The sequence below is a fragment of the Streptomyces sp. NPDC101225 genome, from assembly GCF_044767585.1.
Classification (GTDB): domain Bacteria; phylum Actinomycetota; class Actinomycetes; order Streptomycetales; family Streptomycetaceae; genus Streptomyces.
Window position 1 is genome coordinate 87,267 of the sequence record NZ_JBIWOE010000004.1, and the last position, 12,774, is coordinate 100,040.

Genomic DNA, 12,774 nt, shown 5'->3' on the forward strand with positions numbered 1-12,774 from the left:
GGTGCGGTTTCAACTGACCGTGGAGCAGGAGGACGTGCGCGCCGCCGTGCGGGCCGCGATCGGCTCCCGGGCGGCGGACGGTTCGTCGTGGCTCGTCGCGCAGTCCGCGGTCCGTCTCGACCGGGAACTGTGGCGGGCTCTCGGCGAGCTCGGGTTCTTCTCCCTGCGGCTGTCCGAGGCCGACGGAGGGGTCGGGCTCGGGCTGCCCGAGGCCGTGTTGGCGTTCGAGGAGGCGGGGCGGGCGCTGGTGCCCGGGCCGCTGGTCGCCTCGCACCTGGCCGCCGGGCAGGTCCCGGGGGCGGCGCAGGGGGAGGTCGTCGTGGCCGCCGCCGACGGCAGGCTGGTGGAGTGGCTGGACGAGGCCGACGTCGTACGGCGCGGCGCCGAAGGCGCCGTGCCGCTGCGCTCGGTGGACCCGCTCACCCCCCTGCACCGGGTGCCCGCACCGGCGCGTACCGATCCCGTCGCCGTCCTGCTGACCGCCGCCGAGCAACTCGGCACGGCCCGGCGCGTGTGCGAGCTGGCCGTGCAACACGCCCGGGTGCGAGAGCAGTTCGGGCAGCCGATCGGGGCCTTCCAGGCGGTCAAGCACCTGTGCGCGCAGATGCTGGTACGCGCCGAGGTCGCCCGCGCCGCCGTCTACGCGGCCGCCGTCACCGCCGACCGGGCCGACATCGCCGCGGCCCGGCTGCTCGCGGACGAGGCCGCCGGGCGCGGTGCCCGCGACTGTCTCCAGGTGCACGGCGGGACCGGCTTCACCTGGGAGAGCGAGGTCCACCTGCATCTGAAACGGGCCTGGGTCCGGGCGCAACGTGGCGGTGGCGCTACCGAGAGTGAGGAGCTGCTCGCGGCCGATCTGGTCCGGTGACCGGCGCGGGCCTGCGATGTCACGGAGTCAGGTTCCGAAGATGTCACGGATCGTGGCATACCGGAATTACGGAGCGTTGATACCGGGTTGTGTCCTACGCGTGACCCGTCACGTCCTGGAGTCGGTGTCCCGCTCCGGTACCTTCTGTGGGATGCGAGTGGTTCCGAGCGCGTGCCGTGCCGGTGTTGCCCCCGGGGTGATGCCTCAGCAGGCCTGTTCGACTCCTTGCGGTGAGCGTCGCACAGTATGCCGCACGGGTACTCCTTCGCGCTGGAATATGCCCGAAGCGCTTGTTGGGGTGACTGTACGTCAACCATGCTGTCTTTTAAGGGATTCACGTTCCGTGACCCTTGCTCTGGGCTCTGCATCGGCCGTTGTCCTGGTCATGCGGAAAATGGCTACGATCGTGGCCCTCGTCGCGGCGCGCCCGTGGCGCGAGGTCATGTGTCCGCCGGTTCGGATGGTGTGAGCGGTGCAGGTGCTTCAGGTGCAGCTGGAAGTCCGGCCCGACCCCGCAGAGGTGGGGCGAGCCCGCAGATGGGCTCGTTCACGTCTCGCCGGGTCCGGCATAGAGGCCGACGAGCCGCTCGCCGAGACGCTGATCCTGCTCGTCTCCGAGCTGGTCACCAACGCCGTGGTGCACACCGGCTGTCCGGCCGTCCTGCGCCTGTCCCTGCCCGGCGCGGCCGGCGCATCGGACACCGTCCGCCTGGAGGTGGCCGACAGCAGCGACCGGGCCCCCGTGCCCCGCTGCGCCGACGGTGACGCGACCGGCGGCCGCGGCCTCGCCCTGGTCGACGGTCTCGCCGACCGCTGGGGCTGGAGCCCCGAGGGGGCGGGCAAGCGCATCTGGTGCGAACTCGACCGCTGCGCCCAGTCCCGCCAGGAGGCGGAGTCGTGCAGGGGCGGGGTCCCGGTCTACGAGGGGCTGGCGTTCGAGGCGGTGTGACCGGCGCACGGAAACGGGGGTTCCGGTCAGTCGCGGCGCACGGTCGCAGCGGCTGCCGCCCTGCCGGGTCCGGCCAGGTGCGATGCGCCGGGACGTGCTTCTGTGCGCGCCCATGGCAAATGGGGCGTAAGTGACAAATCTTCGTACGGGTGTTGACGCACCGTGGCCGTTTGATCACGCTGTTGGTCTGCGGGTCGCCGTGAGGGGACGGCGAGGGCTTCGGTGACGGGAGCCCTCGTCGAGCGCGGGTCGCGGTTCGGCGCCGGTTCCGATCAGGGGCCAGGTGGAATCGGCGGGGTGCGCCGAAGTCGGTCGGCGGCGCGTGGTGCCGTGCTCGGGGCGGGAGCGCCGCGCCGCCGGCCGCAACTCCTCACAGAACGGCGACGGGGGCCACGGGAGTTCCCGTCGCGCCGACGAACGGCTCGGGCATCGCCGACAGCAGGAACGCGTACCGGCCCGCTTCTCCACAGGCTGTGGACAACTCTTCGAGATTCCAGTTCTGGCCCTGCAGCATGCCCATCTCCACCAGGTCGAGCGCGTGCACGGGCAGCCAGAGGTCCTCGATCTCGGGAGGGAAGATCTCGAAGGTCAGGGTGTCGTTGGCCACGGCGGCGGCATCGCGTGCGTGGAACCACTCCGGCGTGCGGACCGAGAGTCCCGGCGAAGGGTATCCGTACGCCTCCCGGTCCCCGGCGAGACAGACCTGGATCTGCCCGGTCCGTACCAGGACGATGTCGCCGGCCCGCACGCGCGTGCCGCCGAACTCCTCCGCGGCCTCCAGGTCCTCGGGCGTGACCGCGTGTCCGCCGTCGAGCCGGTCCACGCCCCGGGCGCGTGCCACGTCCAGCAGCACCCCGCGCGAGACGATGTGCCGCGCCGTGTCGATGCCGGCGAACGCGGCGCCGCCGTGCGCGGTGACGGTGCCGGCCGGCCGGCCGTTGTAGAGCCGGCCCGAGTGCGAGACGTGGGGCAGCGCGTCCCAGTGGGTGGCCGCCTGCAGGCCCATGGTCACGGCGTCGTCGCTGCAGGCGACCGTGCCCGGCCCGAACAGCTCCTGGTTGATCTGCACCATCGTGTGCAGGGGGTTGACCCGGCCCGGGATCATCCCGGTCTGCACGCCGTCCTGCTTCAGGGGCAGGGCGAGCGGGACCCGGCGCCCCGAGCGGACGGTCGCGGCGGCCGAGCGCACGACCTCGTCGGTGATCAGGTTGAGCGTGCCGATCTCGTCGTCGGAGCCCCAACGACCCCAGTTGTTCACGCGCTTGGCGATCTCGTGGAACGCGTCCGGCAGCGACATCGGTCCTCCCCGGGGCTTGTCTCCAGGTGTCTGACGGGACATAAAATCTAACGGTCCGTCAGAAACCGCGGGAAGGGGCCGGACGTGGGGAACTTCTTGGCAGGCAAGGTCGTCGCCGTGACGGGCGCCGGGCGGGGCATCGGGCGGGCGGTCGCCCTGGCCGCGGCGGCGGAGGGCGCCCGGGTCGTCGTCAACGACTACGGCGTCCGCGTCGACGGTGCCTCCCCGACCAGCGAGATCGCCGAGGCGGTCGTCAAGGAGATCGAGGCGGCGGGCGGTGAGGCGGTCGCCGTCGCCGACGACATCTCCACGATGGCCGGCGGGCAGCGGGTGGTGGACACCGCACTGGCCTCCTACGGGCGGCTCGACGGGGTCGTGTGCGTCGCCGGGATCCTGCGCGAGCGGATGCTGTTCAACATGTCCGAGCAGGAGTGGGACCCGGTCGTCGCCACGCATCTGAAGGGGACGTTCACCGTGTTCCGGGCCGCCTCGGCGGTGATGCGGAAGCAGCGGTCGGGGACGCTGGTCGGGTTCACCAGCGGCAACCACCAGGGGTCGGTGTCCCAGGCCAACTACAGCGCGGCCAAGGGCGGGATCATCTCGCTGGTGCGGAGCGCGGCGCTGGGCCTGCACAAGTACGGGGTGACCGCCAACGCCGTGGCGCCCGTCGCCCGTACGCGGATGTCGGCGAACGTGCCGACGGAACTGGCGGAGATGGGCGAGCCGGAGGACGTGGCCGCCCTCGTGGTCTACCTGCTGTCGGAGCGGGCCAGGGAGCACGGGGTGACGGGGCAGGTGTACACCATCGCCGGGGCGAAGCTGGCGGTGTGGGCCCAGCCGTACGAACTGCGCTCGGCCTTCGCGCAGGGGGGTTCCTGGACGCCGGAGTCGATCGCGGAGTTCCTGCCGGGGTCCGTCGGGGTCGATCCGATGCCGATACTTGAGCGGCTGGCGGCGATGGAGCGGGCCGCGGTGCGGGGGGAGCGGCCGAACGCCTGAGGGGCCGCGGGGTTCTGTCGCGGGGCGGGTGCGGGTCCGTCGTGGCTTGTCGCGCGGTTCCGCGCGCCCCTTTGGGAAGTGCGGTCGGCCGGCGATCGAAAGGGGTCTTGGTGGATTTCCGGTTCAGTGCTGAGGACGAGCGCTTTCGGGACGAGGCGCGGGAGTGGCTCGGGGTGCATGCCCCGGGCCCGGTGGGGCGCCGGGACTGGGAGCGGACGCTGGGCAAGGACGGGTGGATCGGGATCGGATGGGGGGAGACCGGCTTCGGCAATCGCACCGCCTCGCTCACCCGGCAGGTGGTCTGGGCCGAGGAGTACGCGCGGTCCGCGGCGCCGCCGCGCTCCGGGCACATCGGGGAGAACCTGCTGGCGCCGACCCTGCTGGCGCACGGGACGGCCGAGCAGAAGGCGCGCTTCCTGCCGGCGATCGCCGAGGGCCGGGAGCTGTGGTGCCAGGGGTACAGCGAGCCCGGGGCGGGATCGGATCTCGCCGCGGTCCGCACGAAGGCCGAACGGGACCCGGACGGGACGTACCGGATCAGCGGGCAGAAGATCTGGACCTCGCTCGCCCGGGAGGCCGACTGGTGCTTCGTGCTGGCGCGGACCGAGCCCGGATCGACGCGGCACCGCGGGCTGAGCTTCCTGCTCGTGCCGATGGACCAGCCCGGGCGCGTCGAGGTGCGGCCGATCCGGCAGATGACCGGGACCAGCGACTTCAACGAGGTGTTCTTCGACGGGGCTTCGGCGCGTGCGGAGCATGTCGTCGGCGGACCGGGCGCCGGGTGGCAGGTCGCGATGAGCCTGCTGGGGTTCGAGCGGGGGGTGTCCACCCTCGCCCAGCAGATCGGCTTCGCGGCCGAGCTGGGCCGGGTCGTGGCGGCGGCGGTGGCGTCGGGGGCCGCCGCCGACCCCGTCGTACGGGAGCGGCTGGTGCGGCAGTGGGCCGAGCTGCGGGCCATGCGGTGGAACGCCCTGCGGACGCTGGGGAGTTCGGGGGACGCCGGGGCGCCCAGCGCGGCGAAGCTGCTGTGGGGCGGCTGGCATCAGCGGCTCGGTGAGCTGGCCGTGGAGGCGCGCGGGGCGGCCGCCGCGGTCGGGCCGGTGGACTGGTCGTCCTCGGCGCCGTACGAACTCGACGCGTCGCAGCACCTGTTCCTCTTCTCCCGGGCCGACACCATCTACGGCGGCTCGGACCAGGTTCAGCGCACGATCATCGCCGAGCGGGTGCTCGGCCTGCCGAGGGAGCCCAAGGGAGTCGCCTGATGCGCGGAGTGCTGTTCGACGGCAAACGGGTCGAGGTCGTGGACGACCTGGAGGTGCGGGACCCGGGACCGGGGGAGGTGCTGGTCGCGATCTCGGCGGCCGGGCTGTGCCACAGCGATCTGTCCGTGGTGGACGGGACCATCCCCTTCCCCGTCCCGGTGGTGCTGGGGCACGAGGGGGCGGGCGTGGTCGAGGCCGTCGGCGCCGGGGTGACGCATGTCGCGCCCGGCGACCATGTGGCCCTGTCCACACTCGCCGGCTGCGGTACGTGCGCGGAGTGCGACCGCGGGCGGCCGACGATGTGCCGGCAGGCGATCGGGCGGCCGGGGCGGCCGTTCACGCGCGGCGGGCGGCCGGTCCACCAGTTCGCCGCCAGCTCCGCGTTCGCGGAGCGGACCGTGGTGAAGGCGGTGCAGGCCGTCCGGATCCCCGAGGACGTCCCGCTGCCGTCCGCCGCCCTGATCGGGTGCGGGGTGCTCACCGGGGTGGGGGCCGTGCTCAACCGGGCGCGGGTGGACCGCGGGGAGTCCGTCCTCGTCATCGGCACCGGCGGCGTGGGGCTCAATGTCATCCAGGGCGCGCGGATCGCCGGGGCGCTGACCGTCGTCGCCGTCGACGCGAACCCGGCGAAGGAGGCGGTGGCCCGGCAGTTCGGGGCGACGCACTTCCTGACGTCGACGGACGGGGTCAGGGAGATCCTGCCGACGGGGGCCGACCACGCCTTCGAGTGCGTCGGGCGCGTGGAGCTGATCCGCCAGGCCGTCGACCTGCTGGACCGGCACGGCCAGGCCGTGCTGCTCGGTGTTCCGCCGGCGACCGCGGAGGCGTCCTTCCTCGTCTCCTCCATGTACCTCGACAAGTCCATCCTCGGCTGCCGGTACGGGTCGTCACGGCCGCAGCGGGACATCGCCCTGTACGCCGAGCTGTACCGGGCGGGGCGGCTGCTGCTGGACGAGCTGGTGACGGAGACCTATCCCGTCGAGGACTTCGCGAAGGCCCGGGCCGACGCGGAGGCGGGGCGGGTCGCGCGCGGGGTGCTCACGTTCTGACGCCGGTCCGGAAGGTGCGGCGGTAGGCGGTGGGCGTGACTCCGAGCGCCGCCTGGAGGTGCTGCCGCATCGACTGCGCCGTGCCGAACCCGGCCTGCTGGGCCACCTGGTCCACGGACAGGTCGCTGGACTCCAGCAGGTGCCGCGCCCGCTCCACGCGCTGCCGGGTCAGCCACTGCCCGGGGCTGACGCCGGCCTCCTCGCGGAAACGGCGCGTGAAGGTGCGCACGGACATGGACTCCTGGGCGGCCATGTCGCGCAGCTGGATCGGCTCGTGCAGGCGGCCCAGGGCCCAGGCGCGGGCGGCGGTGGTGGTGGCCAGCTGGGGCTCGGGCACCGGGCGTTCGATGTACTGCGCCTGCCCGCCGTCCCGGTGCGGCGGCACGACCGTGCGGCGGGCCACCTCGTTGGCGACCGCCGCCCCGTGGTCCCGGCGCACCATGTGCAGGCACAGGTCGAGGCCGGCCGCGACGCCCGCGGAGGTCAGGATGTCGCCGTCGTCGACGAACAGTACGTCCGGGTCGACGTCGATCTTCGGGAAGAGGCGCCGGAGCTGGTCGGTCTCCGCCCAGTGCGTCGTCGCCCGCCGGCCGTCCAGATAGCCCGCGGCGGCGAGGACGAACACGCCGGTGCAGATCGAGGCGAGCCGGGTGCCGGGCCGGATGTGGGCGAGGGCGGCGGCCAGCTCGGCGGTGAGGACGCCCTCCTCGAAGACCGGGCCGAGTTCGTACGACGCGGGGACGACGACGGTGTCGGCGGTGGCCAGCAGCTCCGGGCCGTGCTCGACCGCGATCGAGAAGTCGGCGTCGGTCCGCACCGGGCCCGGCGGCCGGATCGAGCAGGTCATGACCTCGTACAGCCGCCGCCCCAGGGCGTCCTTCGGGCGCCCGAAGATGCGGTGCGGGATGCCCAGCTCGAAGGGGAGCAGCCCGTCCATGGCGAGGACGACGACGCGGTGCGGGCGGCACTCCGTGGCCGTATCCATGACCCTGTCCATGGCCCGATCCTAACGAATGCTGTCCTTCGGGCCAGTGGTTGCGGCCGGTCCGGGCCTGGATGCTCTATGTCGTGACCCAGACAACCCAGGCCGCGGCCGCCGCAGAGGACACTCCGGCCCCCAGGAGGCCGCGCCGGTGGCGCGGCCGCGGAGTGTCGCCGCACATGGCGTGGTTCGTCGCCGCCGTCACCTTCGTGACGATCATCGGCGCCGCCGCCTTCCGTTCGCTTCCCGGGCTGCTGATCGACCCGCTGCACCGGGAGTTCGGCTGGTCGCACGGCACCATCGGCGCGGCCGTCTCCGTCAACCTCGCGCTCTACGGCCTCACCGCCCCCTTCGCGGCGGCGCTGATGGACCGCTTCGGCATCCGCAAGGTCGTCGCCGTGGCCCTGACCGTGATCGCGGCCGGCTCCGGACTGACGGTGTGGATGACGGCGGCCTGGCAGTTGATCCTCTGCTGGGGCCTGCTGGTGGGCCTGGGCAGCGGCTCGATGGCCCTGGCCTTCGCCGCCACGGTCACCAACCGCTGGTTCACCGAGCGCCGGGGCCTGGTGACGGGCATCCTCACCGCCGCCTCGGCCTCCGGTCAGCTGATCTTCCTGCCCGTGCTGTCCTGGATCGTGGAGACGCACGACTGGCGGCCCGCGGCCGTCACGGTGGCCCTCGCCGCCCTCGCGGTGGTCCCCTTCGTCTGGCTGCTGCTGCGCGACCACCCGGCCGACGTGGGCCTGAAGCCGTACGGCGCCGAGGAGTTCGTGCCGAAGCCCCCGCCCGCCCGCGGAGCCGCACGCCGGGCGGTCACCGTCCTGCTGACGGCCTCCCGCACCGGCACCTTCTGGCTGCTGGCCGGCACCTTCGCCATCTGCGGTGCCTCCACCAACGGCCTGATCCAGACCCACTTCGTGCCCGCCGCCCACGACCACGGCATGCCCGTCACGGCGGCGGCCTCGCTGCTCGCGGTCATCGGCGTCTTCGACGTCGTCGGCACGATCGCCTCCGGCTGGTTCACCGACCGCTTCGAACCGCGCCGCCTGCTGGCCGTCTACTACGCCCTGCGCGGCATCTCGCTGCTGTTCCTGCCGATGCTGCTGGCGCCCTCCGTCCACCCGCCGATGCTGTTCTTCATCGTCTTCTACGGCCTCGACTGGGTCGCCACCGTCCCGCCGACGGTCGCCCTGTGCCGCGAGCAGTTCGGCGACGACAGCGCCATCGTCTTCGGCTGGGTCCTCGCCTCCCACCAGGTCGGCGCCGCGCTCGTGGCCTTCCTCGGCGGCATGGCGCGCGACGTCTTCGGCTCCTACGACATGGTCTGGTACGCCTCCGGGGCCCTGTGCGCGGCGGCGGCGCTGATGGCACTGCTGATCCGGCGCAGGCCGGCCTCCCCCGTAGGGGCGCTCGCGACGGCGGGCTAGCTCAGGGGAAGCCGACCGGCGCCGTACGCCCGCACAACAGTTAGGCCTACAGTCCTCAGGACCGTAGGCCTAAGTGTTCAGAGTCGGCGGCTGCCGCTGTTGTTAGGCGAGTGCCCGATCCCTCACTGCGGTCTGGTCGAGTGGCGCTCGATGCTCGCGCGGCCGGTTGATCGGTCGAGAAGGCGCAGCTCCCACGGGCCCGTGTTCACGTCGAAGTCCTTGCCGAACCCGACCCACTTGCCCGCCATACGCCGGCCTGTCGGCTCGATGAGTAGCTGAATCGCACCGTGGTACCGGGCGCCCTGGTAGTACCCGTCAGCCGCCGTCTGTTCGGTCCACGTACCGGTGACGACGTTCCGGTCAACGGTGAGATCCAGAGACAACGGGCTGTCCGGGTTGGTCGATGCTCCGGGCAGGCTCTGCGCTGTCAGCCGGTTGCCGTGCTGGACGATCACGACGTGGTGCTTGCAGTCGAACGTCTCGTCACGGCTCGACGAGTAGAACTCGTACCGGGACAACCAGATGCCCGCGTACTCGATCTGCGGCTCTGGCTCCGGGCTCGTGGCAGCGTCAGCTGTGCCGATTTCCCCAGCCTCCATGTCGTGGCCTCCTGCCCCGTCCGAGTGGACGCGTGCCATCGGGATCGCGAACCCCAGCGACTCGGGGGCACGGCCGGTGAACCGCTTCAGTGCCCGCGCATACAGCGGGCGGCATGTCCTGGTCTCGCCGGACTCCCAGCGTTGCACGAGTCGCTTGGAAGCGTCGTTCGGCTCCCCCAGCTCCTGGCCCGCGCCACGTAGGCCCTGGGCAAACTCGTCTTGGCTCAGGTTCATCGACTTGCGTACGGAGGTCAGCACGTCATTGGGGATTCGCTCACGCTCGGCCGCAGTCGCCATGATCCGAGGGTAGCCACTTCACGCCTCTAATGACACCGGTTTGACGCCCTCGGGGTGACGCCGACATGACGCCCGAGGGACGCCGTGAACGTCGCCGCAATGGCCAAGACCGATCCGCAACATGGTCGTCATGTCGATCCGCATCAGCGCTTACACGGTGAGAGCCGACGGCACTCAGACCGAGCCACGAACCCTGCATGCGGGTGAGGGCGGGGAACCCCTCGCTACAGGCCTGATGCCGCAGTGCCTGTGTCCCAAGTGCACGGGTGGGCGACATGACCGGAGCACCACGAACCCCCAATTACGTGGAGGCAAGCCAGCATGAGCACGGCAGTAGTGATCCGCGACCCGAAGGCATTCGTCACCCCGGACGTGTGGGAGCGGGAGGTAGCCCTCCTACTCCGCAACCCGAGAACACGCGCGAACTGGCAGAGGCCAAGTTCGGGCAGGCCGTCGCCTACCTGGTCACGTGCGGTGAGAACCCGGACCTTCTCATGGGTCCGTCTGAGCAGGTGGACGAGGCATGGCACTCGTTCATGCTCGACTCGATCCCGTACCACCACTTCACGAGTCGGCACTTCGGTCGGTACATCCACCACGTGCCGGAGCTTCCGGGGGCGGCAGGTGTCCTGTGTGTCACCGACGACGAGGTGACGCGGGATGGGCATGATCCCAAGGCCGGCGGCCCGCTCGTCCAGGAGCAGACGATCAAGGCCATCAAGGCGGTCGGGTTCGAGATCGACCCCGACCTGTGGGGCATGGAGGACGCGGTCGACTGCAACCAGTGCCACGCCGGGTGCCACGACTCGCCCAAGTAGTGGTGACCAGCAGGTGAGTTGGGGCCCACCCCGTACGTTGAGGGCTGGGCCCTCACGCCGGAAAGGATCACCGCATGTCATTGGCTGAGTCCTGGGACAGGTACGCGGTCGCGAGCAAGCCACGCCGGACCGTGAACGCCACGGGCGATACGACCTGGCTGAACTGGACTCAGTACGCCGATCACGGCCCGAACGAGAGCGTTCTGGGTTCCGTGGCCGGACGCCGGGTGCTGGAACTCGGCTCCGGGAGCGGTAGTAACCTCGCGCACCTCGTGACGCTTGGCGCGACCGGTCAAGGGGTGGACATCGCCCCAGCCCGCGAGACAGCCGCGCGGGAGCGCTGGGGCGATCTGCCGGGCCTTGAGTTCCATGCGGCGGAGGCGACGACGTTCCTGAACGAGACGGACGAGACGTTCGATGTCGTCATCTCGATCTTCGGTGCCGTGTGGTTCGTCGATCCGGACACCCTGCTCCCGCTGATCCGTTCGCGTATGACGCCGGGTGGAATCCTCGCCTTCTCGCACCTGCCCCCAGGCAGTCAGGGACCCAAGCCGGCCAACCCTGCCAAACCCGGACTGCGGCACGACCGCACCCCGGACGAGTGGGGGCTGACCCTGACGCGGCACGGCTTCTCCGACGTATGCGTGTCACTGATCGATCCGCCTGAGGGCGGGACCGTGGGCACGATGCTGGTCCGTGCCTCGGCGTCCTGAACCCGCCGGGTGTCCAGGTCGGGCCCTGGACACCCACTGTGCCGTCGTACGTTGTCGTACGTCCTATGGCGAGTTGCCTCTAGGCCGTCACTCCCTGTCCGCCGCCGTCATGCCGACGCATTCGTCGAGCGCCGCGTGCAATGGCGTTACGAGGGAGGCGAGTTCGGCGTCCGATGCCTCACCCGCCTCCAGTACGGCACCGACGACGGCCGCCAGGACGGCCGCGCTCTCCAAGGTGTGCGCGTCGGCCAGCGCCTCAAGGAAACCGCCGGGGCATGCGATCGCGAACGCCACCTTGCCGGTGGCGGGGTCGACGCCGAGGTTGCGGGGACGCCGCCCGCTCATACGGCGACCTAGTGGTCCGATGGCGAGGGTGCACCCCGGCGCCGCTCGGTTTCGTCCCGCTCGCGCTCCCATACGACGACGTACGGCCGGACCAGGGGCTGGCCGTCGACGGCGATGACGTCGACGGGGCGCGGCCTGGGCGGACGAGCGGGGGCGGGCGGATGGGCTGCGCGGCATGGCGGCACGACGGTGCGGTGCGCTCCGCGGGCAGGCAGGAAGAGGCTCAGGACCGCGGCCAGTAGGCTGCGCCTAGGTCGACTCCTGTGTAGTCGGCTGAGCCCCGGCACGGAAGCTCTCACCCTTCCCGCCGGGGCGTTTGCCAGTGCGTATCAGTCCAGTTGCTTAGCGTCGACCTCATGGACCCCGAGGCTGAGATCGATCACGGCGCGCCACTGACCCCCTATCGGCAACTCGCCGAGATCCTGCGTGCGCAGATCCGGCGCGGTGACTGGCAGCCGGGAAGGATGCTGCCGAGTGAGGCCCAGTTGGTGCAGCGGTACGGGATCGCGCGGACGACCGTGCGGCGGGGGCTCGGCCTGCCGGCCGATGAAGGCTGGGTGTACGCCGTACCCCAGCGCGGATGGTTCGTCTCCGACCCTCTGCCGCCTTCGCCCGAAACTCCGACCAGCCGGCGGTGATCATCGAGCGGAAGATCCGTTCCGGCGAGTACCCACCCGGCACGCGACTAGCGGGAGAGCTGACCATGACGCACGACTGCAGAGTCGGTCCGGGCACTGTCCGCCGTGCTCTGGGCATCCTTCGGGACCGGGGGTTGGCGGTGACTGTGCGCGCCCGGGGGGCATTCGTGGTCGATCCCCTGCCGCCCTCCGTGGAAACCCCGGCACCCTCCGCCTAGGGCCGGTCCGGCGGATCATGTGACTTCTCACGCTTCGGCCCGTTGGCATGCTCATGGGGCGTGGAGATCTTGCGAACGAGGTCGATGGTGTCCGTGGACTCCACCGCCTGCCGGGCCCATCAGCACGCGGCTGGCCCACGCAAGAGGTCCCTCGGGTGCCGGGATGAGACGCACGCCCCGGCAGCACCGTCCCGACGAAGGACTCGGGCGCTCCCGGGGCGGTTTCCACGTCGAGACTTGCCTGCGCAGGGTCGCCCACCTCACCGGGCAGGCTCGCTCCGCTGGCGTGCCGGTCATCTACCTGCGACAACGG

Annotated in this window: 14 protein-coding genes and 1 pseudogene; 11 read left to right on the forward strand and 4 right to left on the reverse strand. The window is 71.5% G+C overall.

The window, feature by feature from the left end:
- Position 1: 1 nt before the first annotated feature.
- Together ACIRPX_RS07215 and ACIRPX_RS07220 are read left to right on the forward strand one after the other, a co-directional pair.
- On the forward strand, positions 2-868 hold the full coding sequence (locus ACIRPX_RS07215) for an acyl-CoA dehydrogenase family protein (protein ID WP_404189495.1): 867 nt from the start codon (positions 2-4) through the stop codon (positions 866-868).
- 487 nt (positions 869-1,355) lie between these two features.
- The gene (locus ACIRPX_RS07220) at positions 1,356-1,817 is read left to right on the forward strand and encodes an ATP-binding protein (protein ID WP_404190239.1); all 462 of its coding nucleotides are present in this window, start codon (positions 1,356-1,358) and stop codon (positions 1,815-1,817) included.
- A gap of 370 nt (positions 1,818-2,187) precedes the next feature.
- Here ACIRPX_RS07220 and ACIRPX_RS07225 read toward each other — a convergent pair whose 3' ends face one another.
- A complete protein-coding gene (locus ACIRPX_RS07225; RefSeq protein ID WP_404189497.1) occupies positions 2,188-3,114 on the reverse strand; it encodes a cyclase family protein in 927 nt (308 codons plus the stop codon).
- A gap of 84 nt (positions 3,115-3,198) precedes the next feature.
- Here ACIRPX_RS07225 and ACIRPX_RS07230 point away from each other — a divergent pair, with 84 nt between their 5' ends.
- The 3 genes from ACIRPX_RS07230 to ACIRPX_RS07240 all read left to right on the forward strand — a co-directional run bounded on the left by ACIRPX_RS07230 (position 3,199) and on the right by ACIRPX_RS07240 (position 6,424).
- Entirely contained in the window at positions 3,199-4,113 is a 915-nt protein-coding gene (locus ACIRPX_RS07230) for an SDR family NAD(P)-dependent oxidoreductase (protein WP_404189500.1), read from the forward strand.
- Positions 4,114-4,223: 110 nt separating this feature from the next.
- Positions 4,224-5,375, forward strand: coding sequence for an acyl-CoA dehydrogenase family protein (locus ACIRPX_RS07235; protein ID WP_404189503.1), 1,152 nt, complete (start codon positions 4,224-4,226; stop codon positions 5,373-5,375).
- Positions 5,375-6,424, forward strand: a complete 1,050-nt coding sequence (locus tag ACIRPX_RS07240; protein WP_404189506.1) for a Zn-dependent alcohol dehydrogenase — start codon at positions 5,375-5,377, stop codon at positions 6,422-6,424. Before ACIRPX_RS07235 ends, ACIRPX_RS07240 begins: the two co-directional genes overlap by 1 nt.
- Here the strand turns inward: ACIRPX_RS07240 and ACIRPX_RS07245 are convergent.
- Positions 6,414-7,409: a GlxA family transcriptional regulator gene (locus ACIRPX_RS07245; RefSeq protein ID WP_404189508.1), complete on the reverse strand. Its 996-nt coding sequence runs from the start codon at positions 7,407-7,409 to the stop codon at positions 6,414-6,416. The genes ACIRPX_RS07240 and ACIRPX_RS07245 overlap by 11 nt on opposite strands.
- 83 nt (positions 7,410-7,492) lie before the next feature.
- Here ACIRPX_RS07245 and ACIRPX_RS07250 point away from each other — a divergent pair, with 83 nt between their 5' ends.
- On the forward strand, positions 7,493-8,833 hold the full coding sequence (locus tag ACIRPX_RS07250; RefSeq protein WP_404189511.1) for an MFS transporter: 1,341 nt from the start codon (positions 7,493-7,495) through the stop codon (positions 8,831-8,833).
- A gap of 122 nt (positions 8,834-8,955) precedes the next feature.
- Here ACIRPX_RS07250 and ACIRPX_RS07255 read toward each other — a convergent pair whose 3' ends face one another.
- Entirely contained in the window at positions 8,956-9,729 is a 774-nt protein-coding gene (locus tag ACIRPX_RS07255; protein ID WP_404189513.1) for a helix-turn-helix domain-containing protein, read from the reverse strand.
- 494 nt (positions 9,730-10,223) lie between these two features.
- Here ACIRPX_RS07255 and ACIRPX_RS07260 point away from each other — a divergent pair, with 494 nt between their 5' ends.
- The gene (locus tag ACIRPX_RS07260) at positions 10,224-10,547 is read left to right on the forward strand and encodes a hypothetical protein (protein WP_404189516.1); all 324 of its coding nucleotides are present in this window, start codon (positions 10,224-10,226) and stop codon (positions 10,545-10,547) included.
- A gap of 131 nt (positions 10,548-10,678) precedes the next feature.
- On the forward strand, positions 10,679-11,260 hold the full coding sequence (locus tag ACIRPX_RS07265) for a class I SAM-dependent methyltransferase (RefSeq protein WP_404189519.1): 582 nt from the start codon (positions 10,679-10,681) through the stop codon (positions 11,258-11,260).
- A gap of 87 nt (positions 11,261-11,347) precedes the next feature.
- Here ACIRPX_RS07265 and ACIRPX_RS07270 read toward each other — a convergent pair whose 3' ends face one another.
- Positions 11,348-11,605, reverse strand: a complete 258-nt coding sequence (locus ACIRPX_RS07270) for a hypothetical protein (RefSeq protein ID WP_404189522.1) — start codon at positions 11,603-11,605, stop codon at positions 11,348-11,350.
- Between the two features lie 356 nt (positions 11,606-11,961).
- On the opposite strand from ACIRPX_RS07270, the gene ACIRPX_RS07275 reads away from it, so the two are divergent.
- From ACIRPX_RS07275 to ACIRPX_RS07285, 3 genes and pseudogenes are all read left to right on the forward strand, one after another.
- A complete protein-coding gene (locus ACIRPX_RS07275) occupies positions 11,962-12,243 on the forward strand; it encodes a GntR family transcriptional regulator (RefSeq protein WP_404189524.1) in 282 nt (93 codons plus the stop codon).
- Positions 12,186-12,461 carry a GntR family transcriptional regulator gene (locus tag ACIRPX_RS07280; protein ID WP_404189527.1) on the forward strand — a complete coding sequence of 92 codons (276 nt, stop codon included), beginning with the start codon at positions 12,186-12,188 and terminating at the stop codon, positions 12,459-12,461. The genes ACIRPX_RS07275 and ACIRPX_RS07280 overlap by 58 nt, the downstream gene beginning before the upstream one ends.
- Positions 12,462-12,542: 81 nt before the next feature.
- Positions 12,543-12,732 (forward strand): annotated as a pseudogene (locus ACIRPX_RS07285) (IS5/IS1182 family transposase); the annotation flags it as partial.
- Positions 12,733-12,774: the final 42 nt, after the last annotated feature.

Excerpts from the sequence above, each read along its gene's own strand:
- ACIRPX_RS07225 (WP_404189497.1), bottom strand. The coding sequence starts at position 3,114 with ATGTCGCTGCCGGACGCGTTCCACGAGATCGCCAAGCGCGTGAACAAC.
- ACIRPX_RS07240 (WP_404189506.1), top strand. The coding sequence starts at position 5,375 with ATGCGCGGAGTGCTGTTCGACGGCAAACGGGTCGAGGTCGTGGACGAC.
- ACIRPX_RS07245 (WP_404189508.1), bottom strand. The coding sequence starts at position 7,409 with ATGGATACGGCCACGGAGTGCCGCCCGCACCGCGTCGTCGTCCTCGCC.
- ACIRPX_RS07255 (WP_404189513.1), bottom strand. The coding sequence starts at position 9,729 with ATGGCGACTGCGGCCGAGCGTGAGCGAATCCCCAATGACGTGCTGACC.
- ACIRPX_RS07260 (WP_404189516.1), top strand. The coding sequence starts at position 10,224 with ATGGGTCCGTCTGAGCAGGTGGACGAGGCATGGCACTCGTTCATGCTC.
- ACIRPX_RS07270 (WP_404189522.1), bottom strand. The coding sequence starts at position 11,605 with ATGAGCGGGCGGCGTCCCCGCAACCTCGGCGTCGACCCCGCCACCGGC.
- ACIRPX_RS07275 (WP_404189524.1), top strand. The coding sequence starts at position 11,962 with ATGGACCCCGAGGCTGAGATCGATCACGGCGCGCCACTGACCCCCTAT.
- ACIRPX_RS07280 (WP_404189527.1), top strand. The coding sequence starts at position 12,186 with ATGGTTCGTCTCCGACCCTCTGCCGCCTTCGCCCGAAACTCCGACCAG.